Annotated in this window: 21 protein-coding genes; all 21 read right to left on the bottom strand. The window is 49.7% G+C overall.

Annotated features, from left to right (window positions below; all coding sequences use genetic code 11):
• Position 1 precedes the first annotated feature (1 nt).
• Positions 2–2,143 (bottom strand): hypothetical protein, encoded by a 2,142-nt coding sequence (locus ACI2J2_RS04570; protein ID WP_404759522.1) that lies wholly within the window; start codon positions 2,141–2,143, stop codon positions 2–4.
• Positions 2,144–4,639, bottom strand: a complete 2,496-nt coding sequence (locus tag ACI2J2_RS04565; protein WP_404759521.1) for a host specificity factor TipJ family phage tail protein — start codon at positions 4,637–4,639, stop codon at positions 2,144–2,146. It lies immediately after the preceding gene.
• Complete coding sequence (locus ACI2J2_RS04560; protein ID WP_404760270.1) at positions 4,587–4,991, bottom strand: NlpC/P60 family protein; 405 nt, start codon at positions 4,989–4,991, stop codon at positions 4,587–4,589. Before ACI2J2_RS04560 ends, ACI2J2_RS04565 begins: the two co-directional genes overlap by 53 nt.
• 19 nt (positions 4,992–5,010) lie before the next feature.
• Positions 5,011–5,481: a DUF1833 family protein gene (locus ACI2J2_RS04555; RefSeq protein ID WP_404759520.1), complete on the bottom strand. Its 471-nt coding sequence runs from the start codon at positions 5,479–5,481 to the stop codon at positions 5,011–5,013.
• Positions 5,482–5,949, bottom strand: a complete 468-nt coding sequence (locus tag ACI2J2_RS04550; protein WP_404759519.1) for a hypothetical protein — start codon at positions 5,947–5,949, stop codon at positions 5,482–5,484.
• A 56-nt stretch (positions 5,950–6,005) separates the two neighbouring features.
• Positions 6,006–9,488 (bottom strand): tape measure protein, encoded by a 3,483-nt coding sequence (locus tag ACI2J2_RS04545; protein WP_404759518.1) that lies wholly within the window; start codon positions 9,486–9,488, stop codon positions 6,006–6,008.
• Positions 9,489–9,531: 43 nt separating this feature from the next.
• Positions 9,532–9,885: a hypothetical protein gene (locus tag ACI2J2_RS04540; protein WP_404759517.1), complete on the bottom strand. Its 354-nt coding sequence runs from the start codon at positions 9,883–9,885 to the stop codon at positions 9,532–9,534.
• A 70-nt stretch (positions 9,886–9,955) separates the two neighbouring features.
• The gene (locus ACI2J2_RS04535) at positions 9,956–10,630 is read right to left on the bottom strand and encodes a DUF6246 family protein (protein ID WP_404759516.1); all 675 of its coding nucleotides are present in this window, start codon (positions 10,628–10,630) and stop codon (positions 9,956–9,958) included.
• Positions 10,631–10,684: 54 nt separating this feature from the next.
• On the bottom strand, positions 10,685–11,440 hold the full coding sequence (locus tag ACI2J2_RS04530) for an Ig-like domain-containing protein (protein WP_404759515.1): 756 nt from the start codon (positions 11,438–11,440) through the stop codon (positions 10,685–10,687).
• Between the two features lie 65 nt (positions 11,441–11,505).
• Positions 11,506–11,886 (bottom strand): hypothetical protein, encoded by a 381-nt coding sequence (locus tag ACI2J2_RS04525; RefSeq protein ID WP_404759514.1) that lies wholly within the window; start codon positions 11,884–11,886, stop codon positions 11,506–11,508.
• The gene (locus ACI2J2_RS04520; protein ID WP_404759513.1) at positions 11,883–12,251 is read right to left on the bottom strand and encodes an HK97 gp10 family phage protein; all 369 of its coding nucleotides are present in this window, start codon (positions 12,249–12,251) and stop codon (positions 11,883–11,885) included. Before ACI2J2_RS04520 ends, ACI2J2_RS04525 begins: the two co-directional genes overlap by 4 nt.
• Before the next feature lies 1 nt (position 12,252).
• Entirely contained in the window at positions 12,253–12,603 is a 351-nt protein-coding gene (locus tag ACI2J2_RS04515; protein WP_404759512.1) for a hypothetical protein, read from the bottom strand.
• Between the two features lie 97 nt (positions 12,604–12,700).
• Positions 12,701–13,081 carry a hypothetical protein gene (locus ACI2J2_RS04510; RefSeq protein WP_404759511.1) on the bottom strand — a complete coding sequence of 127 codons (381 nt, stop codon included), beginning with the start codon at positions 13,079–13,081 and terminating at the stop codon, positions 12,701–12,703.
• 2 nt (positions 13,082–13,083) lie between these two features.
• Positions 13,084–13,413, bottom strand: coding sequence for a hypothetical protein (locus tag ACI2J2_RS04505; RefSeq protein ID WP_404759510.1), 330 nt, complete (start codon positions 13,411–13,413; stop codon positions 13,084–13,086).
• A gap of 35 nt (positions 13,414–13,448) precedes the next feature.
• Positions 13,449–14,480, bottom strand: a complete 1,032-nt coding sequence (locus tag ACI2J2_RS04500; RefSeq protein ID WP_404759509.1) for a major capsid protein — start codon at positions 14,478–14,480, stop codon at positions 13,449–13,451.
• 11 nt (positions 14,481–14,491) lie between these two features.
• Positions 14,492–14,926: a hypothetical protein gene (locus tag ACI2J2_RS04495; RefSeq protein ID WP_404759508.1), complete on the bottom strand. Its 435-nt coding sequence runs from the start codon at positions 14,924–14,926 to the stop codon at positions 14,492–14,494.
• Positions 14,926–16,314, bottom strand: a complete 1,389-nt coding sequence (locus ACI2J2_RS04490; RefSeq protein WP_404759507.1) for a DUF2213 domain-containing protein — start codon at positions 16,312–16,314, stop codon at positions 14,926–14,928. Before ACI2J2_RS04490 ends, ACI2J2_RS04495 begins: the two co-directional genes overlap by 1 nt.
• A 42-nt stretch (positions 16,315–16,356) precedes the next feature.
• Entirely contained in the window at positions 16,357–17,262 is a 906-nt protein-coding gene (locus tag ACI2J2_RS04485; RefSeq protein ID WP_404760269.1) for a phage minor head protein, read from the bottom strand.
• A 61-nt stretch (positions 17,263–17,323) separates the two neighbouring features.
• On the bottom strand, positions 17,324–18,739 hold the full coding sequence (locus tag ACI2J2_RS04480; protein WP_404759506.1) for an anti-CBASS protein Acb1 family protein: 1,416 nt from the start codon (positions 18,737–18,739) through the stop codon (positions 17,324–17,326).
• A gap of 11 nt (positions 18,740–18,750) precedes the next feature.
• Complete coding sequence (locus tag ACI2J2_RS04475) at positions 18,751–20,307, bottom strand: terminase (RefSeq protein WP_404759505.1); 1,557 nt, start codon at positions 20,305–20,307, stop codon at positions 18,751–18,753.
• Positions 20,304–21,326: a terminase small subunit gene (locus ACI2J2_RS04470; protein ID WP_404759504.1), complete on the bottom strand. Its 1,023-nt coding sequence runs from the start codon at positions 21,324–21,326 to the stop codon at positions 20,304–20,306. Before ACI2J2_RS04470 ends, ACI2J2_RS04475 begins: the two co-directional genes overlap by 4 nt.
• Between the last annotated feature and the right edge of the window lie 46 nt (positions 21,327–21,372).

The raw sequence follows: 21,372 nt of genomic DNA, 5'->3' as shown, positions 1-21,372 counted from the left end.
CTCAGAGAGATTTGTTGAAAGCGATAAGGTCGTTATAAAGCGGGAGCCCTGAAACCAGGGATACATCAGTAGCAGAATCTCTAATGCATCCCCTGCTGCCGGTTGTCACGCCTGGCATGCTTGCCCTGTTACCGACATAGGCATAGTTCACTGCGGTTGCTGTTCCTGTTTTAGCAATGCGGATAACATTTCCTGCGGTAATGGTTACGCCGGTGATCGTTGCACCAACAAGTCGGAAACCATAATTACCCGGATCGGATACCCGGACAGTATCAGCAACGGCATTCCCCACACCTCCAAGCAAAGGTATAACCACCTCACTTGAGGTCTGAGTTATATTTCCGTCATCCGGTCGCAGTGCCAATTTGCTTCCTGAAGTCACGTAACCAGAAATAGCCACTCCGGCGATCTCACCATCGGTTCGATAACCGTTATTCGACAAGTGATCTTTATCTACATATGGCCGTGCGTATTGCGTACCAGTCAGAATAAAATCTTCATTATCACGACAAATTTCATACTGAGCGTTACCAATAGTCAGGTTAACATCAGCCCCGGCAGCACCAGCCTGTACAGTGGCGTTGCTAAATTGCTGAACAAACATTTTCAGTGAGAAATCACCATCATTCATTAAATCAGCCAGGTAACCTTCATAATCTTGACGCAGGCTCATCATCAGGCTTTTGTAGGTATCCGCACTGGTATTATTTGTAGCATCGGCGTTACCGTGAATAAAAAGCATGTAGGGGCGGTATTTCATACCTAACCCTGTTGCAATCTCAAAAGCACGCCGCATCACCAATTGCGTCGCAATAAACGAAGCCGTTCCTTTAGATATATTGGCTAATGTCGTGCCTGATGATCCAGTTGCAGATACCATGCAGGTAATGCCTGATTTATCACACAACCTTTCGGCAAGCCCGCCACAATCAGACTCTTGCCCTCCTGCTTTGCCGATATTCTCAGCCATAGGCACAAGGTACTGCAGATCAGACAAAGCTACTGATTGGTTGACATGAGCGCTGTCATACTTCGGGCCTCCGTTGAACGTCACAGCGCCGTATGGGTATCTTGGCGTTGTTGTTACTGCCGGTTGAGTGATAGAGGCGGCACCCACAGCAAGGGACTGACCAACAATGATGATGTGAATAAGCTCGCCGCTTCCTTGTCGGATTCGAGATGAGACAGCAGCGGCCACTCGATGGATTTTGAAATCCCCACTTCCCCCTTCTTGTGATGCAAACTTAACGAAGTATTCACCATTCACCGCTTTAAAAGTGACCGGTGTATTATTACCCGCATCAACAGTCAAAGCGTTGTTATTTCCGTTAGGGTGAATAAAGTAAATTACGCCATTCACCTCAATCGCCAGCCCACCATCGGAAGAAACAACAGGCTCACTTTGAGTTCCCTCCCCGCTCCTTAAATCAATAATCTCGCCATTTCTTTTTACAATCTTGAATATCTCGCCATTCTTATCAGCGTGGACTTCTGCATAGTCTGGATAAGCAGAGGAAAAGAAAGTGTTATATTTAAGCATTCCAACGCGACCATCCTCTGATAACGAAAGAATAGAATCGCCCGATGCTCTTGACTGGAATACAGAACCGTCTGACTTTTGAACCTGTTCAATACTGCTACCAACCATTACAGCCGGAAATTGTGAGGTGCCATCATCTAAGCGCTGATAGGTTACATTTCCATTTTTATCTGTCGCCATTTCAGCTATCCCCGGAAAACCAGATACATTCTTTGCATTGCTGTCAAAAATGAAATCAACTTGTCTCTGTAGCTCAAAAACAAATTCACTTGAGGGGTAGCTTTTATCAGTTCTTGTGGCGACACCGTTCACGTTCCGCCATACATCAGCAACGCTGTTTTTGTTATCAGACCATACGAAATAAAAAGCGTTGTTTGGTATTTCTCCAGAGGCTATCGCAGCATTAGCCTCTGCCTCTGTCCAGGGATGACCAAGAGGCTCAATGTTTGCCAACGCTCCGGCCCACGTATATCTTTCAACTCCTAATCTATCGATATACGTTTTATTATTAGATGAGACAATTTCATCTATTTTCCCTGAGTTGAATTTTAAATCTCTGACGTCTTCGCTTGGGACAGTATTTGTCGTTGGTGTGGTAGCCATTTATTCAGTTACCTCGTAATTATACATTTCATCGTTGTATTCAGACATGGTTAACGAGGTCGTCCCGTCGCCATTTGGTTTCTTTTCGGTGATAGTCCACTTTGTTGCATCCATCTCCATTTGCGTGGCGATGACATAGCGGGAAGGTGACTGAACGTTGTAGCCGTCGAAGATATTAAGGGTGATTGCTGGTATTGCCGCAGTGAATCCAAAAATCGTGTCGCTACGAGGAAATGCCTGTACTCTCGCGGTTGGTGTGCCATTTGCATCGGTGACAATGACAAACATATCGCCCTGCCACTCTATACGTTCACTGGTATCAAAATCGTTTCCGTTCCTTGCGACGATATACCCATCTTGTTGATTGGCATCATAGATGTCTGGCACCTGTACCATTTGCCCTATATTTACCCACTCACCATCTGCCAGTGGCTTAATCGACATAGTTTGACGAGAATAGAGTAAGCGCCGAACTTCCTTCAGAGCCCTATCTCTAGCCTGGTAAGAATTTCTGACATACAGCATGTCGAACTTCTTCGCCTTGACTGGCTCCCCCTCTTCAATGGTTGAACCGGTGATCCGGTAGCGAATGAATGCCTGCTTGTTTGTCGAGGGGTTCTTGTAGGTGACCTGCACGCCGTCAAATCCGCCAGGCAATGTCATATCGTAGGAAAGGCTGTAATCCTCCGCCTTAGTGTTGGCGCGGTTAAACACGGTCACTGCGTTTGACTTTCGCTCGTCACGTGTAAACGACAACACACCGTCATCCCAGAACGCTGTAACAGTGGCTGCATCACAAATGGTCTGCACCCTGGCACCCAGCGAGATATCTTCATCGTCAAACGTGTAGTCGAAGTAACCCAGGCGGGGATCCGGAAGGGATGCCGCTATGGAATACAACTCGTAAATGTCGATGCTGGATTCAGCCTGCCCGCCCATTTTTATCCATGTGTGCAGCACAGCGTCTGCAAATGAACGTGAGGGCCGTTCGGTGAAATCAACTGCCTGGGTAGCAAGGTCATAACTGATAACGTGACGAGTGATCAGTGCGTTATATTTGCGGTCACGCGAGCTTGTCGCTCTCTCAGTCGCAGTGACCGTAACGGTGACAAGAGTGTCATTTGGATAAACGACGTTGGTGCGTGTTCTAACAATGTGGACCGCTTCAACTTTCAGAACCGAGCGATCGTTGCTGTTGTTCGTTCTGACGAATTGCAGTGCATAACGCCCATAACCCGCTGCTGGCGTTATCTTGAATGTTCCGTATTTAGTGTCAGAGTTCTCATCATCGTTATTAAGTCCGATATTGAGCAGCTCAGACGTTCCAGGTATTTGGTTATTATCTTCATCAACTTTCCACCAGGTTACCGTTGTCCTGGCATAGTCACCGTGCCCTAACTGTGCCTGAAGATGTACCCAAAGTTGCTCACCCGCTACTGGAGCAAATGACGGGCCAATTACCAGCGGCTCGTTATCGTTCAGTGTGAATATCGTCGTATTGATAACTGCATCGCCAGGTATCTGCCCGATGTCATTACCGCCAAGATTTGAAAATGTAAACTCATAGAAATGCTGGGGATCAACCGGTGCACCATCGTCAGAGGTCGTTGCATTGGTTAGATCGGCGAATACGGTGATATCCCGTGTTACTGGGCCAGATACGGTGCTGTAGGTGACGGTAACCACGAATGACACGGAGTGTGGTTTAGGCAGGTCATAGAAGTAGTCGAAGTCGCTATTTTGCTTAATCTTCACCTTAGCCTGACCGGCAACAAACTCACCAGAAACCATATCTGTGGTTGTCGTAGCCGTTTCAGCGGGGAAGTCTTCACTCTCGTTTGGCCCAGGTAGCTCTTGGCCGTCGATGTCGTCGAACGCGAAACCCTCATTGATGACCGGTATATTTTGCCCTGGCTGGAAGATCTGGTATGAGGCACCCGCTAGAGCACCAAGATTCGACTCTGAGTAGCGAACAGACGTCACGTCATACTTGCCCAGACCAAAGTTCATCCACTCGGTCACCTTTTTGATGTTATTGGTGTACTCGAATAGAGACTCCTGGATCAGGTCTGGAAATGCCCTCACCTGTCCATAGTTATCCGGCTTAGCCTCACCATTACGGGCGATATTGGTTTGCCCTTTCAGGCTATTATTTGGTGAGGTCTTAGAGTTGTTACTGGCTGCATTGGCGCTGGGCTGGCTGATGAGCGACGAGAGGATTTTTTGGGTAAACTTTATCGGATTGAGGTGCTCAAGCGGGTTCAGGATTGTGCCGAGGGTTCCGCTTTTGGGTTGGTCAAATACACTGATAATGTCGCCTTGGTTCAGTGGAAAATTCAGCTCATCATCAGGTTTTAACTTTACTCCGTTCCTCAGTATCTCAACATCAAAATGCAGGTTGGCCGTTTTCAGCCAAGGATAAAACATACTGCCGGCTGCGAGGTTATGTCGCTCTTTCGATATCCCCGGCACACGCTGAACTTCGATCAACGGCATAGTCGTAAAACTCCACTTTGGTGAACACTTTCTCTAATGTCCGAAGCTTGTCGAAACGCACCTGTCCAGACTCGCCGCGGCTATGGAATGCTTGCCCATCCACCACCAAACCAACATGCTTTGGCTCTGCGCCGTAATACGCGATAAATATGCTACTGTCGGCGGCCTTCTCTACCCGCTGCCAGAACACGACATCACCCGCAAAGCACGTCAGGAAGTCGCTACCGGCTTCGTAGTCCGGCGTTTGGTGTATCTCAATGCCGAGCACATGCCGGTAATACATGACCACCAGCCCCCAGCAGTCCACGGCATCAAACGAGCACGCTCTATTGCTCCACGGCTTGCCATCCATCGCGGATACAAAGTCAGCTTTATGCATTGGCTAGTCCTGGGAAGTCCGTTGTGTTGTAGAGGAAGGCGATATTGTTGTTCAGCGGGTTCTGTAACGTCAGCGAGCATGTAACGTCACTCTCATCCATCGATACGTCTTTCACGTAAAGCGTCCACGGCTTAAGAGGTGTATTCATGTCGGCGGCATCAAAGCGCTGGTACGTGGCCGATATCGGCGTTATCCGCGAATATGTGCGCCACAACTTCAACTGCTGTTTAAAGTCCTGTGCCAGACGGCCAAACTTCACCGTGGCATTGATTACCGGCGTGTTGCTCTGCTGGCTCTCTGACACATCCATCCTGCAAGGCGTGTAAATCTGCCCCGCAAACGTCTTTGGGTAAATCTGACGATTCACCAGGCGGATATAGCCGAAAGTCGAGTGATAAAACGTCATGGTGTCGTACAGAATGCGGTTAGGCCGTTGAGACTGAAATTCGCGTAACGTTGGCATTTAAATCTCCGGTAAATCTCGGTTAACCACCTCATCAATGAGCCCCCACTGGTTCGGAGGAAGCTCAACGATGACGTCTGAATACTCATCATCCGGGTTGTATAACTTCCGGGTTATAACGCTGGCTGTCCATGTCGTGGTATTGCCGTTAATGCTCGTCTGTACTGGCGGCGCGATGAAATGAAGCTCCTGCAGTTGCAGCCCAGAACCACCCAGATTGCACAGCATGGTGAACCACTGGTTGCCGTTATCGAGATAGCGTGGACTGCGGTACCACTGCTCAAATGCACGGTCTTCCTGCAGTGTGAAAACCCAGTTCAGTGACCAGGTGGTTTTGAGGTCGTCAGTCAGCCGCTGGAAGATAGGAGCACCCACTGCTGGTTGGTCAGTACGAAACCCTGAATCAATCGTGCGATTCTTGTTGGCCTTCTGAGGAAGGGATAGCCAGTCGGGATAAGGTATTGCCACGGTTTTCTCCCGGTAATAAAAAACCCGCCGAAGCGGGTTATAGGGTTTATGTACTGCTATTCAGTAGCCCTGCGCGGGGCTTGGTGATATTTGGATATAGCACCACTCAAAGGGCCACCAGCCTGTATATCAGCTATCGCAAGCTGGATGACGCTGCCACCGTCAGAGCCCTGGCTAACCTGGTAATCTTGCACGCCAGCACCAGATGACATGTTCTGCACAATGAGCGTGATATTTGGCGATCCACCCTGCATATCCTTATTGCTGATCACCTTCCCGTTATCGCCGGGGATCATGTACTGGCTGCCATTCGAAGCTTGGTAGATTTCAGGCATGCCACCTTCACCTACCTGGTACATGCTGCCAGCAGACACAGGGCCACCATTCTTACGCTTACCAGCAATACCACCAGCCAATGCCATTGCGGCAATGACTGCGCCTACACCAATTGCTGCTGCACCACCGAAAGAACCTATTGAAGCAACCACCGCAGCAGGAGCCCATGCGGCTGTAGTAGTTGCTGCTGCTGCTGTACTGGCTGCAGTGGTGGTTGCTGTGCCAGCAACTGAGGCTGCAGTGGTCGCTGTAGTTGCAGATATTTGGGCGGCACTCCCCATTACGGCGGATTTAACCCATTCCGCACCCACTTGCACAAAGCTATTAATGAGAGCATTAAGGCCATTACTAACTAAGGACATTGCCGCGTCCCCTGCTTCCATGCTCCCGGTAATGATGCCAGTAAACGCATTCGATGCATTTCCCGCCAGAGAGTCAAGCGATGCGGCTAATGCTCCATTGGCGGTACTTTGGTTGCGCCACAACTCCCACTGCGCAGCTACTCGCTTCTGCTCATATTCCGTGTTTGCAGCATTCATTAACGCCAGTCCATTAGCGGTTAAAACTCCTTTTTGAGTTTCAAACTGTTGTATTAGGGCTATCTTTTTAGCCTGCTCATTGGCGAGAGCCTGCACGGGGTCAGCGCTACCTTGTGCCTCCTGCATTGGACTGACCGCCTGTCCGGCACGAATCTGAGCCAAGGCAACCTGATGCTGCTGTTCAAGCTGCTCAGACGTGGTGTTGTACTGTTCTTGGCTGATTTTCTTAGCGGCAAGAGCGGTGTTTAAATCCTTCACATCCTGCGCATAACTGGCGCTCTCTCTCGCTTCAGGTAACAGTTTCTCTGCCGCTGCCTGCGCCTTGATAGCGTTTGCCGTGTCCCATTTTTTGGCGGCGTACGCACCAGCTTCGGCGATCTGCGCCTGAGTCGCACCTTTGCCAAGTGACTGCTGAGCATTGAGGATGGCTTGCGCCCTGCTGAGTTCGTTGGTCGACTCAGCAGCCAGGTCAGATTGTTGTTTTAGATTAGCAAGCTTCTGGGAAATGCTTTCAGCCTGATTGGCTGCTTTTGTCCCTTCAGTTGTACTTTCCTTGGTGGCTTTCTTTTGCTCCTGGATTGCTTTCGTGGCATCGTACTCTGCCCCGGCGCGTTGACGAGCCAGCAGGACATCCTGTTCAAGACGATCCGTGCTTGCCCCACCCGTATTATCTTTTCCGGCTAAGTTACGAATATCCTGCTCAGCTTTAAGTTGCGCCCTTTTCCTGTCGTTAAGCTCACTTTGAAGTTCAACTTGCTGCTCTTGTTTATCGAGGTAATCCTGAATGTTTTGTGGACGCTCAACTTTAATGCTGGATGAATTAAATTTATCCTTTGCCCTCGATGCAATATCCAAGGAATTTCCGAGCTGATTAAACAATCCAGCAGACACGCTAGCTTCATGTCCGTCGCGTTTAAGTAGGTCAATACCTTGCACAAGAGTGCCATTTAGCTGTGCGCGTAATATTCCTGCCTTGCTGACTGTCTGACTTAGCTTCGATTGTTCTGACTCAACCTGTGCTGTTAATTGAACATGCTCGCTTTCAAGCTGATTAACCTTCGATATGGCATCTGAATAAAATAGGTTCCCTTGAGACAACCCCGATACAGCTGCCTTAGCATTTTCAAGCCTGGCTGTGAGGTCTGCTAATCTCGCTTCGCTATTCTTAACTTCGCCAGATTGAACATTTATTGATTTTGTTGCCTTATCAATTTCAGCAGCGAGCTGGACATTGCTCATAGTTCGCATCTTCGCGATCACACCATCAAGCTTGTCTGCAAAATCGATAGCTTCTTGTTTTGCTTGCTGTGTTTTCTGGTAGAAATAGAATAATGCCGCCCCAGCGATCATTGCGAACCCAGCGGGCCCGCCAATTAATGCCAGTGCATTTCTAGCCAACCCGCCAATAGTCGTGGTTGCCATAGCTGCCGCCGTGGTTGCTGTTCTCGTAGCAGCTGATTGTGCCAACTGAGCTTCAGCAAATGCAGCTGATCGCTGGATGGCAATAGACTTCGTTGCGTTGAGATTTTCTAAAGCAAATGCCTCGGCGGAGGATCCTTTAGCAACGTTATATTCAGCTTGCGCCAAAGCTAGCGATGATAATGCTGCTTCTTTATCTAACAATGCCTTTCTTGCCGTTACGGTCGCAGCATTCTCTGCTGCTGCTGCTGAAGAGGACACAGCTACTGCCTGAGCCCTCGCGGCCAGCATGTCACTTACTTTTGCCTGAGTCGCCAAAGCCAACGCACCAACATACCGACCACCAAGAACCGCGGTAAAAGCAGTTACCACGCTGGCCGCAATATCAATGTTCTCACTTAACGAAATAACCGTATCATTGAATACTTTCAGGCCTGTCTGCACTGACGTTGATTCACCAACAAACTTGGTGATGTTGTTGCCCGCAACCTGGAATGCTTGCCCCATAGTCATTACTGTGTTGCTGAACTCTTTAGCTATTGCATCCCCTTGACCAAGGAGTCCTTTCACAACTACATCGGTGGTTAACTTACCTTCCGCCGCCATCGATCTAAGCTGACCAATCGTAACGCCAAGTGAATCGGCTAATGCCACGGCAAGGCGAGAGCCATTCTCTGAAATGGAGTTAAATTCCTCGCCACGAAGAACCCCAGAGGCAAGCGCCTGCGATAACTGGATCATGGTTGAACTGGCTTCTTCTGCCGTCGCTCCTGATACCACCAGCCCTTTATTTATTGTCGTGGTAAGTTTTGCGAGGTCCGCCGTACTGGTTCCCGCACTTCGTGTAGCCCGTTCCAAACGACCATAAAGCGCCGCAGTAGCTTCAAGTCCCGATCGCGAACTCTGGGAAATATCAAATACCCGCTTAGTAACATCAGCCAGCTGTTCAGAAGGCCGTACTGCGTTGACCAATTTGTTGCTTACATCAACCCAGGCATTGGCATACTGCGCAACCTGCTGAACAGACAGCGCGGCGGTTAGACTTGCAGCCACGCGAGATAAAGAAAGAAAAGATTTCTCCGCAACGCCAACAGCCTTCCCGGTCGAATTGAATTTGCTTTCCATATCATCAAGACGAGCGTTAACCTGTCGCTGCCCAACCAAAAGACCAGCAACGTCCATTTCGACTTGGTAAACAATATTCCCTTCGCTTTTTTCCGCTGTCATTTGCTGATCTCCAGACATAAAAAAACCCCGCCGAAGCGAGGTTTATAGTGTTTGCTTTTGCTTATTTGTAATTAGAGGTTGCATTATCTGTAAATGCATAATTAGTTACTACACCATTTTTTATTAATACTTCTAACGCCTTGCGTTTGGTGTCTATTTTGGGTTTTGTTGAGAAAACTCTCACAGCTGCTGTTGAAGTAATTTTTTCATAAATCCATTTTGTTTCGTCAGCGCTAACAACCTCTTTTTTAACTGGCTCACCTAACGAGGAAAGCAAATCTGATTCAGTGGTTTTTCCTTTTTGAATACTGGAAATCTTAGTTTGGTCAAAATCTTTCCCAGCCCCTGCCGTACTGCGGTAAACACATCCTGAAAGCAACGAAGAAATAATTATCGCAAAAATTACTTTTTTCATTTAGCCCCTTCCCATAGACAAGTAACAAGTCGTTACATGGTAGCAGAGGAAGATCGCAACACAATGCAATTCAAGAAGCTTTTGCCCGTCTACGTGCTCTCTTCGCAAAGAACTCATCTGCTGCTGCATCGTACTCTTCTCGCGTATACCCCTTTTGCTCAGGGTACTTGGCCGCCAGTAGAAGTTGAAAGTCGGTCATTGTTAACTGTTCAGCCTCAACACGCGGCATATTGAAGTGGTTACGAGCAGCACTGATGTACTCAAACGCTTTGAATTCGTTCACGTAGCTGTTCGACTCATTGCGCTGCAACTTACGTACCTTTGCTTTGCCGATGATTCCGTGAGTGATGAGTGATTGCGCCAGCACAATGATGTCGCTTGCAGGGATCTTACCTTGGCGAAATACAAATGCCCGTTTACCTCTTTTGCTGGGCCGTAGTTCCCCCACCAATGCACTGACATCATCATCACAGCATGCCTGCATGACTATCATTCCCGCATAGATGGCATCGCTACTGAATGAGGGATCATTGATATGGTTCAATAACCACCCAGGAACTGAGCCATACGCATCAATGGCGGCTTCAAGTAGTCTAGGTGCGTCACTGGTATGCAATTCGGCAAAGCGCTCTACAATCGCCGCTGGTGAGCCTATGCGGGTCATGTTGGCAAATGACGGACGAAAGAAATAATCGCGGTTAGTATCAGAAATAACCATTTCGCCGATTTCGGTCATTGGTGTCATTGGGATGGCCTCAAATAATTATCATCAAGGGCACATGCATGCCCTTTGTGATAGTTACGCGGTGACAGTCACGGTATGGGTAGCAGTGAATTCACCATCAACAGTTTTAACAGTGATTACCGCAGTACCCGCTGTGGCTCCTGAAGGTGCAGACACGGTAACAGTATTACCTGCAAACGCTGCCGTAGCCCTGGCGGGCACTGAAGAGGTAACGGTAAACAGCTTGTTGTCTGCATCCGCAGGCGCAACAGTAACCGCAAAGGTGGTGCTGGCACCGGCAGCGATAGAGCTTGTAGTTGGGGCCACAGTGACGCCGGTAACGGGAATGTCTCCAGCAGCTTCGATGATCTGGAAGGTTGAACCTTCGTTAATCTTCAACTCAAGGCTGTAGGTAACTATCTCCTTAACGCCACCACCATCACTTAAACCAGAGGCTACCATATAGCCGATATGGTAATAATCGCCCCATTGGAAACGCATCCAGACTGTTGGCTGGCGGCGAGCGCGTACTTCATCCACCACGTATTTAACAAACTGCTGAATGCCAAACTCGTCAGTTCGATCGTTAATCCGAACCTCCCCCTCAAGGGAGTAAGTCGGGTCTAAGCTTGCGATCAGGTTTGCACTGAAACCGCCGTTGTCGGCGTCTGACGTCAATGACTCGGGGCTTAAGTCCCAGGTGGCAGAGGTAGGAAGCCCAACCAATTTCCAATCCCCTTCAGCAGGCACCTGATCTGGGCAGCCATAAGCCAGTTCCAGCGTCTTGGCGCGGCCAATTAACTGACCATTTTGTGTGGAGCAGCCTTGCATAGTTGCTTACCTCATTTCTGATAATAAAAAAGGCCGCTCCAGGCGACCTTGATAGATTTTGTTATTTACCCGCCGTACAGGCAGGAAAACTGAAGACGGTAGACTAATCTCCCTTCTGCTGTTGATACCGGTGGTGGTATTCCTCCCACGTTCTCAATCTGTCCCAGGCATCCATTCGGCATGGGGTTGTTTTGGATGTGGTTGATAATGTTCTGCACCGCGTTATCGACTTCTTCGTCCTCGTTGACCGCTCCAACTACGTCAACAAGTACCAGGTAATCACTAGATAGGTCTTTTTGGATCGGACTGCCGCCATTTGGTCGAAACACAATGAATTTATCGGCGTCCTTGCCATCCCGCCATCGCAGCATTTGAGTGATAAAGCCGGTAGTCAGTCCCGCATCAACAAAGTAATCACGCACCCGGTGATGCATGGCAGGCATCATAGCTGCATCTCCTTCTTAATGGCTCGGTCGATCTGCGCCTTAGTGTCTTCAAAGCCCTTAGTGAGGAACTCTTTCTGAGCGGTAGCGCGTCGGAATGTTTGCGGGATATTAGGGTCGTGCACGTAAATGGCATAATTGGCTGAGTAACCAACCCTCCCCGTCACCCTGGAGCCATTGACCGATATTTCACGGTACTGGCTATTGAGAAGCGTGGAAGTGTCGATCGGGGTGTATAACGCTGCCTGGCTGCCACCAATCAGCAGAGCGGACTGAATGGCCCTTACAACCCTTCGCCCTCGGATGTCGCCAATAAGCCTATCCAGATTGGCCCGAGCCTCACGAATGCCTTTAACCTTAACGGCCATATCAAACTCCCGTGATAATCGCGTAGTCGTCGGCTATGCGGTCGAACGTGTCAGCGTAACGGATGATGTGGCGAACCTCATCAGCTCCATCCACCTTGGTCGGGTCAAGCGCTGCAGATGAACCAATCAAAATGTAATCACCCTGCTCAGCCAGAGCGTACTCAGTCCAGTGTGTGTTTTTGACGACAAACTCTATACCGATGTCACCCAGCCGCGTTGTAGCATCACCGCCGTAGTCGCACATAATGGTTATCGGTGGTAACCACTTCTGCTTGCCGTACTCATCCGCTGGTCCGTCCTTTCGCCAGACAGTAGCCACTGCCGTATAGCTCCAGTTGGCCGCTGCGCTCATGATAGATACTCCTCATACTGATCAGGGCATCCGGGGCAGTCTGGGCATTTCTCACAATCAGGCTGCTCTTCTATTTCCTCTTCTTCAGGTTCTACCATTAGCAACCTCCCGTAACGAAGAAGAACCCCACACTATTGCCAGCACTGATTGGCAGGCTGGCTGTACAACCGCTGGTATCGAGTTGTGATAGCGAGGTGCGCAACCAGGAGAGAGCATCTTCGCCATATTCGAACGAACGGCTTGCGCCTGAGGGGGCGCTCTGAGATTTAAGCTTCCTGGCACCGGACGAGGCGGACATTAACGCAACCGCATAGAGCTTGATCAACTCTTTGCTGCATTCGTCATAACCCGCCCCGTCCAAACACTCATCTATACCATTCACACGGCACACAATCGGCGTCAGTACGGCATCTGGAATGGTGTACCCCAGCTCAGCCAGAAATGCTTTAACCTGCTCATTGGTGATTGGGGTGGCCATAGTTACTTACCTTTCGCAGGTTTCTGCAGTTCAGCGATCTGGACCTTCACCGCTTCCAGTTCGGCAGACAGTTCGTTATTTTTTTTCGCCAGCTCATCGCGCTCAACGATCAGTGCCGCGTTGCCATCAGTAAGATTTTTCACATCACCCTTCACCGCTTCCAGTTCGGCAGACAGCTTCTCAAACTCTGCGTTAGGCGTTGCCACTTCAAAAGACCGATCAGCGATAGGTGTTGCTTTGCCTACCAACCAAAGCGGCAAAATGTCGCCTTCATAAAACTCACCCTTTGCCAATTTGTGGCTATCGTGAGTAACAATCCATTTCTGGGTCATAAAGCCTCCAGTTACAGGGGCCGGAGCCCCATCAGTTATGCTTTGGTGAGTTGGACGTAGCCAGCTTGCCCGTTAGCGTCATGTTTGAACTGTGGAGCCGCGGCAGCCAGCACTGTGAAGACATAATCGTCCTCAGGGTTTTGGCGGGCTTTCGGTCGCATAGTCATTGGCATGCCATTGAGGATCTGAACCACATCTGGACGCTTAACCACACCCAACAGCTCGTTGGCTGGAACCTTGGAACCCGGCACCAGAGCTGTTACTCCTGGAATTTCCATGATGCGTGAGAGGATAGTCTTCGGATAGTTTGCCGCGTAGTCGTTCACCGAGGCATAGAACCAGTCTTTGTAGTTCAGGTAAATGGTCACCGGCGCATAGTAGTTTTCGCTGTGCAGCAGGTTAATCAGATTGGAGATGGCCGCAACCCACTGCGCACCACTGGCACCGTTCAAATCTAAGCCATGCGTACCCGTACCACGATTTGGGGCGGTACGTAGGCCGTAAATGGTCGAGCCGCCAACGTTGATGCTTGGATCGCCGTTGAGAACCATATCCTCCAGCTTCTCTGCCACTTTACGTTGATGGTTAGAGATAGCATCACTATCCAGCGAATAGCCTTCCGTCTGGGCCGACAACATTTGACGCCAACCAAACGTCAATTCGCTATCAATGATTGGCAGTGGCGTACCTTCATACGCCATGACAGGCTGATCACCCTTCGCTTTACCACGACCGTCCAGGCTGATGTTCACATCACCTGAATCAGATAGGGTCATGAAGTAGTGAACGATCTTACCCAGAGCCATTGGGCGAGATACACTCGCTGCCAGATCGTTAAAGACCGCCAATACATCGCGCTGAACGGTAATTGCAGAACGGTCCCACTCACCCCAAACGTCTTTAGGCAATACGGAGGCATTACCCACCAGGTCATCATATGCAATGAATTGACCGTTGGAGTCATTAACAGAAAAACCATGCTGCGCTGCCATGTTTCGCTGCATCAGATCCCAGCGGCGGCGTGCATTAATAATCAGCGCCTGCTGTTGCTTGGTAAACTTTAACATTCGTTTTTTCCTTATGCCTTGGCGTATGGAGTGGAAAGGATCGCCACGTCAGCGAAACCTTCCGCCGCCAGAGTGCGCCCTGCTTTTTCGTCAAAAGTTGCAACGACTTGGTTACCCGTAGCCGCGGCTTTGAAAACGCCACCTGCACCAATGGTCAGTTCCTGTCCTACGGTGTAAGCCGCTGCAGCCAGACGCACGTAATACTCCTGCTCACCTTCAACGCGATACGCAACGCCGGTTTCATTAGCCGCATAAGCGGTATTGATGTCCTGGCCGATAAAGCGACGATTGCCAAGAATGAACCAGCGACCAGTAGTATCTGTTGCCACTGCGAGCTTCCCAGAAGCAATCTTCACTGCCACACCAGGGTTAAGCGCAGCAGCAACCTGAATATTCAAAGTTTCTGGCTCACGCTCTACTGGGCCACGATAAATGACGTTCGCCATTATTTATTCTCCTGTTCCATGCCTGCGTTCAGGTCATAGTCATTCCACTGATCGTTATCAGCATTCACCTGCTGGAAGGTCGGATTTAATCCTGTGCTGGTTTGGCACTGAGAAAACATGTCGTTCAGCGCATCGCCAGTCAGCGAGTTGATCGCACCTTCAGTCATGAATGGGAATTTGGTTTTCACCGCCTGGCGTTTGGTTGTCAGGTCTTTTTCGGCATTGGCTTGCAGTTGAACCTCAAGCTTGTCGATTTTATCAGTCAGCGGAGTGAGCGCAGCATTCACAGCAGCAGTGATTGCCGCAGAGTTAACCTGAGAGCCTGCCGGGTCACCTTTACCATCGCTTTTCTGCACCTGCTGGTTATAGGCATCCCAGACCTGATCGTCGGTTAGCCCTTCGGTTTTAACGCCTGCGGAATTAAGCGCGGCGATCATCTTCTCTTTCATCGGGTTTCTTTCTCCGTTGGTTTTTACTTCGTCGTATTCGACTTTTTTCACTACTTCGATGGGCTCGCTAACCATTTGGGCTGTTTGCGATTCGTCTATCAGGTAGGACTGTTTGTATTTCTTGCCCTGGTCTTCATAAATGAAGTAGGACGGGTAAATGGAGTCGATCCAGCGCCGTTGATTTAGGTCACGGTCACCATTAATTTCGTCATTAATGCGTTGGTAAATTTCATCAAATGAAAGCTGAGAATTCGTGCTTAGGAAGAATTTCGTTCTATTCAGCAACCCTTCTTTGGTCAGGTCTGACGCATCGGACAAATTGACTTCTTCTATGCCAATTTTGTCTCCAGCGGAGTTAACGAAAATTCCAACCCCTTCACTGGGAGTTCCTGCGCCTGGCTCATCCAGCAAAATTGCTGTGTGGTCGAATGCCAGATTCCGTGCAATCCAGGAGTGCCGCTTCCCTTTGGATTTTCCGCTATTCTGTTCCCGCTGCAGTAACAGGCCTGTAGACACATGGATAGGCTCTACATCTTCGCCATTTACCATTGCATCTAGCCGATCAATCAGTCGCTTGCCTTTTTCAGTTGCGCCCGCGTAACGCTTATTGATGTACATATCCATGACGACGCGATCGCCGTCTTTACAGACATTCTCTTGCCATGCGCCGATGTGATACTGGTTAACCGCTCGCGGGTTCTCGGCTGAGACGTACTCACTGCCAATTTTTGGATGCCCTGCGGGCATTTTCTTCCCTTCGAGCGTTTGATAGCTTTTGTTAATCTCCGTCGCCGGGTAAAGGCCGCCATTCATCACGATGTCATCAACGATCGGCACAACGCCGCGAATAACGTAATGTTCTTCACCGTCGATAGTTTCAGTTGAGATATTTGAGGCGTTAATGGCGAGGGATTTAACGTGGATGCTGGATAGCTTCACGCTTCGTCCTCATGTTGAATTTAAGGCAATAAAAAAGGCCACTTACGCAGCCTCTTGGTTTTTCCAGGCGTCTCGCTCTTTCGCTAAACGCTCTGCCAGTCCTATGTTTACCACGTTGTCTTTTTCATCAACGATTGCCGGTATCTGGCTGCAGTAACAGTTAAAGCGGTTGCCATCTTTCGAATACCACTCTCGCACCTCTTCAACCGTGTACAGTTTGCCATGGCGTGATGCATGCCATGAGCGCGTTGTTGGCTTCAGTGCCGATAAGTGCAGGAGCTTGGTTCGCAAGCCTAACCTGTCCTGCACCCATGAAGTTTCGTTCCACTGAGCCTCACGCAGTGCGCCAACTTGTTCAGTCTGGGCAATAGTTTTTGCCCTGGACATTGAAACATCCAGACGCTTACTGATGACCTTCATGGTTTCGCGAGGGTTAACGCCGCGCCCTACCGCATCAGCAACAATATTTGCTAAATCAGCGCGTGCCGCATCACTAATGCCTTTCCAGTCGCTGTGCGTGGACACATACGCGGAAGCAATCTGATTCTGATAGGCTGGCGATGACAAGAGAGTGCTCAGCGTGGTTTGAGAGGCATAAGCCGGTGACTGCACAGAAAGGTTTGTGTATGCCCCCAGCGTCCCACGCTCATACTCAGCAGCGATGTACTGGAGGGCCCAGATATCTTGCCCATTACCTGCCAACAGATAGTCATCCAGAATCGTCTGTATCACCTCCAGAAGGTCAGCTAACTGCTGAGCACTCATGTCATAGATAAACGTTCCTGCGTTGACCTGGTAAAGCGTGGCGGGCTCGTCGGCATCGTTATTAAATAACAAATGCCACGAATGGCTGTTCCCTTGCGTTTCTCGCCCCACCAGCACCCGATCAAGCAACTCTCTTAGCCGAAGCTTAATCTGGTAATAGCGCTCCTCAATATCCCGAGCCATCTTATTAACTGAGCGATAGGACATTGTTGGATCTGTTTTATTGCGCGGAATTACTGGGCTTTTAGGTTTCTTCGCCATCAGTGAGAGGATCAGGTCGATTTTGTTTGTTGCCATCATCTCCACCTAAGTCAAATCCAGGAATGGCTTGCATCTCTCCCGCTGCCCTTATCTCGTTCTCTGTTACAGCCGAACGCCCAAATGCACTTTGTGTTTTAACCGCAACATCAGCCTTTTTGTCCATATTGGCGATCTTTTCCGCCTCACTTGGAGCGAGTAAATCAGACCACTCTACGGTTATCTCACCAGATGACGGCGCGTCTATCACCCCCAACATCCAGAAGCGTGTAACCAGTTCCGTGATTGTGTCCGTAAGGAATCCATTACGTCTGGTCATTCTGGTGCGGGCCCAGTCCTTATTATCCTCGGTGGATGCTCTTTCACCCGTAATCTGCCCAATCAGTATTTTCACAGCGATTGGAACAGTAGAGCAAAACGCGCTAAGCGCCGTCCTCCATGTCGGCTCAGGGTCAGCTGCCGTGACTGATAACACTTCTGCCGTCCCAGCCTGCATGAAGCTTGCGGCGTCAGTGTTGTTGTTTAATCGACGGGCCTGATCATCAAGCGCATCAGCAAGTTGGTTATCTGGCACACCTAATGCTTTCGCCAGCGCGGAGAAGTTCGTCTTTTCACTGAAGTTATAATTCAGCTGCCGGCTTGCATTCTTCAGGAAACCTTCTGACGAACCACCGCTAACCTTTTCGATATCGAGGAGGGAGTTAAAGCCAGCCTCAAGCAGTGACGTCCCAGAACCTAAATTATCGTCGTCAGCCCCTTCAGCCAGAATAAGCACTCGATCGGGATGGACGTTGATTATCCTTCCTGGCTTTGCATCTCGCTGGCCGTGTACTGGTAATTCAATGAACGAATACATCTTGGGCTGGCCGAAGTTTTCACTTTGCTCATCAACTTCCCATTCGATAGGCTCGATCTGGGCTTCCCATGCTGGTATTAGACGCACAAGCGCCTTTTCCTTAAGCAGCTTAACTTTGCCGGTGTTTACAGGCTCGTTCCATTTGCCATCGTCTTTAAGTTGTATCAGTAGAGCAGAATATCGGCCTACCAAGTTACGGCGGTCTGCCCCCCTGATCTGCTTCCAGCAGCGCTTAAGCAGCTTAGCTATGCGCTTGTCCCATTCTGTTTGTTGAGTAGCATCTTTGGTCTTGTCACCTTCATAAACCTCGGGGAAGTCCTCCCAGCAGTCCAATATTCGTTTAACTGCAGCCCCAGCGATAGCATTACGCCGGTAAGCCCTGTAGAAGTCTTCAAAGCACAGCTCAACAGGATATCCAAACTCCTGGTAAAGCCTTTCCCGCTTGGTATTGCTGGTGCCGCTCAGGAGTAAAGAGAGGTTGCCTGCCCGATCCTTGAACTGGCTGTTAGCGGCACGCTGTTCTGATTTCATTTCGCTTTCGTTCACGGTTTCCTCCGTCAGCGCGAGCGCACCAACATGCCGGTAATAAGTTCAGGGGAATGCAGGACGCGATATCTTGTGCCGTCCCAGTCATGATCTTCTTGGGTGGTATCGACATCGTCAGGGTTTTTGCTGTCACGGACTAACACAGGGATACGGCTAATCCAGCCTCGGCAGTATTCGAATACATAAAAGCCTGGGTTTTCAGGTATGCCTGACTCGGAGCTTTTGCCTTCTAGCACCGCCTCCAGCATATCGGCAAAAATAGATGCGCCATTGGTTCGAGAGCCAGGGCTCTTATTGGCGGGGATCCAATCGACGCCCTGATTTTCCATTTTATCCGCGATGGATAGCTCGTTATCTCCAGTGTTGTAAATAGCACCATCAGCAGGCCCTGGAACAACTTCTGAACAGATGCCTGGCATGATATTTACTTGGCCTTTTCCCTGAGTTTCTGCAGGTTCATCTACTTCTTCACCCACCAGCCGCTGATCTATCCACTTAACGCCTTTCGCGACATTTGTAGACGACATATTCAAACCTTTATTCAGCTCGTCAGGCGGGCAGCCATACCACTCACCTATGAGAATCAATGAGCCAGCCGGAGGGCAGAACTTTTTGCCATCAGGAAGCGTTGCTTCTGTGCCATCAGCCTGAGCCCACCAAAGGTTTGAGAATGGTTTCGACTCACCCCAGTCATGAGAGCGGTCTACAGTCCAGCCGTCCGGTATCCTGAAAGGCTTAATGACGTGAATCGCCTCATTCCAAAGATGATCGAAGCGGCCGCCGCTTGTAACGTCCCAAGAGCCCTCAACCCAAGCCTTTTTACGGTTAGGGTCTTTGATGCTCATCAGGGTTGCGATGTACTGCGGGTCGAGATAGGGGTTTTCTTTGAATGAACCGTGAATGGCCACCCTTGTAAGGGTCACGTCCTCTTCACACTCCGTCTGTGGGTTGAATACTCGCTGCTTTTCCCGAATGACAGTTCCACGCGGTGCTGGTTGAATGAAACGCTTCTTCACCCAAGTGTGACCGATTCCGAATGGGTTGGTTGTGCTGAATGTCTCCAGCGGGATCGGCTTAAGCAACGTTCCGTTGTCGCGAGGATAATCCTCTGGTCTGAACGACGAGCGGCGGCAGGAAAACATCATTTCGTAGAATTCTGATGATTGTTGCTTTGTCAGCTCATTGAATCCTATAAACGGGAACTCCTGACCGTGATAGTCCCAGTAGTCATCCTCTTCACTGCCAAATCGAAACAGCAGCTCCTCACCAGTCGGCCATACCCAGCGTAATTCTGACGCTGATGCTAAATAGCGTGCTCCGTCATTAAACAGCCGGTACATACGCTTAGACTGAGTGATGATGTCAGCAAGGTTTTTATATTCAGTATCGAAGATTACACCACGCCAAAACGTCCCATAACCTAACCCGACATTACGACGAAATCGGGCAAGTTGAGCCGCTGTCTTACCGGGGCCGCGAGTGCCTTCATACAATATTTCGTCACAAGGACAACTGAGGGATAGTGATTGCGAGCCTGGCAAAGGCTTCCATACAGCTCGATAATTCATTCACCTAATACCCCTCTTTGCTGCTGTTGCGCTGCCTGCTCCCAATCATCCACGCTGTCGCATGATGGAACTAGCATGATGTTATGTGACTGGCCGGAGTCTTTATCCTTGTCCAATTCTTTGCGCAGTCGATCAATCTCAAGCTGACGCCTTTCGATCTCCAGCTCTTGGAGCTTTTGCGCAAATTGACTATCTGCAAGCCCCATCCGTTTGGCGACGGCCTCAAACATCCGCTCGCGACTGATCGATAAAATCTCAATACCATTCTTGCCTATGCGCGTACCTGAATAAGCCAGCTTTGCTACTGCATTCAACTTTCGCGAATCTAACAGATGTGGCTTGCTGATCCCTAAGCCATCACAGCGAGGGCAGTCTTGGTTTGGGGACTTCGTGGAGTTGTAACCGAAGCCGCCTGGATCTTGTGGCTCTGGCTTCTTCCTCTCTACAGCCTTCAGTCGTTCCTCTTCGAACTCCACCATGTCGCGCCACTGGTAGTTGTGTCCGAAACCCCAGCAATAACGGCAGCACCCAATGCGATGCTGTGAGATTTCGTTAGCGTCGAAGGTAGCTAGCTGCCACATCGTTTCAAGCACTTCGTCAGCGGAAATTAGAGCGCGTTGCGCAGACTCTTTTTGCTGTTGAGCGATTACGCGCTCGACGTGAGGAAGCGTGATGAGCTGCCGACCGTAGCTTGCATCGCTATACCCAGCGCGTGAGGCGGCCTGTGTTGCGTTATTATCTTTAAGATATTCAATGACAAACAGCTTTTGCTGGTCAGTCAGAGTTACATCTTCGATTAAGTTCTCTGCGCTTTTCTTTACCTGCGCACTGCGCACATTCTTGCGCACTTTAATTTGCGCAGGCTGCGCATCACTCTGCGCAGATACCTTCTTGATGTACCGGCGAGCTGTAGCGTAGTTAATGTCCCGCGCTTCGCACCAGTCCTTGGGGGATATGTTCGTTTTGGCATGGTCGGCGAGGAACTGTTTCTGAAGTGCCCCCCAATCCGGTCTTGCCATGAAATCCTCCAGAATAAAAAAGCCGCCAGCAACGGGAGGCCACTGG

This window comes from Serratia sp. NPDC087055, assembly GCF_044900985.1.
Lineage (GTDB): Bacteria > Pseudomonadota > Gammaproteobacteria > Enterobacterales > Enterobacteriaceae > Serratia.
Note: the sequence above shows the minus strand (reverse complement) of the source record. Positions and strands in the feature narration are given on the sequence as shown.

Bases quoted from the DNA above. Each gene is read 5' to 3' on its own strand.
- ACI2J2_RS04565 (WP_404759521.1), bottom strand. From the start codon at position 4,639: ATGCCGTTGATCGAAGTTCAGCGTGTGCCGGGGATATCGAAAGAGCGA.
- ACI2J2_RS04540 (WP_404759517.1), bottom strand. From the start codon at position 9,885: ATGAAAAAAGTAATTTTTGCGATAATTATTTCTTCGTTGCTTTCAGGA.
- ACI2J2_RS04530 (WP_404759515.1), bottom strand. From the start codon at position 11,440: ATGCAAGGCTGCTCCACACAAAATGGTCAGTTAATTGGCCGCGCCAAG.
- ACI2J2_RS04510 (WP_404759511.1), bottom strand. From the start codon at position 13,081: ATGGCCACCCCAATCACCAATGAGCAGGTTAAAGCATTTCTGGCTGAG.
- ACI2J2_RS04495 (WP_404759508.1), bottom strand. From the start codon at position 14,926: ATGGCGAACGTCATTTATCGTGGCCCAGTAGAGCGTGAGCCAGAAACT.
- ACI2J2_RS04560 (WP_404760270.1), bottom strand. From the start codon at position 4,991: ATGGATGGCAAGCCGTGGAGCAATAGAGCGTGCTCGTTTGATGCCGTG.
- ACI2J2_RS04535 (WP_404759516.1), bottom strand. From the start codon at position 10,630: ATGACACCAATGACCGAAATCGGCGAAATGGTTATTTCTGATACTAAC.
- ACI2J2_RS04570 (WP_404759522.1), bottom strand. From the start codon at position 2,143: ATGGCTACCACACCAACGACAAATACTGTCCCAAGCGAAGACGTCAGA.
- ACI2J2_RS04500 (WP_404759509.1), bottom strand. From the start codon at position 14,480: ATGTTAAAGTTTACCAAGCAACAGCAGGCGCTGATTATTAATGCACGC.
- ACI2J2_RS04485 (WP_404760269.1), bottom strand. From the start codon at position 17,262: ATGGCTCGGGATATTGAGGAGCGCTATTACCAGATTAAGCTTCGGCTA.
- ACI2J2_RS04475 (WP_404759505.1), bottom strand. From the start codon at position 20,307: ATGAATTATCGAGCTGTATGGAAGCCTTTGCCAGGCTCGCAATCACTA.
- ACI2J2_RS04555 (WP_404759520.1), bottom strand. From the start codon at position 5,481: ATGCCAACGTTACGCGAATTTCAGTCTCAACGGCCTAACCGCATTCTG.
- ACI2J2_RS04545 (WP_404759518.1), bottom strand. From the start codon at position 9,488: ATGTCTGGAGATCAGCAAATGACAGCGGAAAAAAGCGAAGGGAATATT.
- ACI2J2_RS04525 (WP_404759514.1), bottom strand. From the start codon at position 11,886: ATGATGCCTGCCATGCATCACCGGGTGCGTGATTACTTTGTTGATGCG.
- ACI2J2_RS04520 (WP_404759513.1), bottom strand. From the start codon at position 12,251: ATGGCCGTTAAGGTTAAAGGCATTCGTGAGGCTCGGGCCAATCTGGAT.
- ACI2J2_RS04515 (WP_404759512.1), bottom strand. From the start codon at position 12,603: ATGAGCGCAGCGGCCAACTGGAGCTATACGGCAGTGGCTACTGTCTGG.
- ACI2J2_RS04470 (WP_404759504.1), bottom strand. From the start codon at position 21,326: ATGGCAAGACCGGATTGGGGGGCACTTCAGAAACAGTTCCTCGCCGAC.
- ACI2J2_RS04505 (WP_404759510.1), bottom strand. From the start codon at position 13,413: ATGACCCAGAAATGGATTGTTACTCACGATAGCCACAAATTGGCAAAG.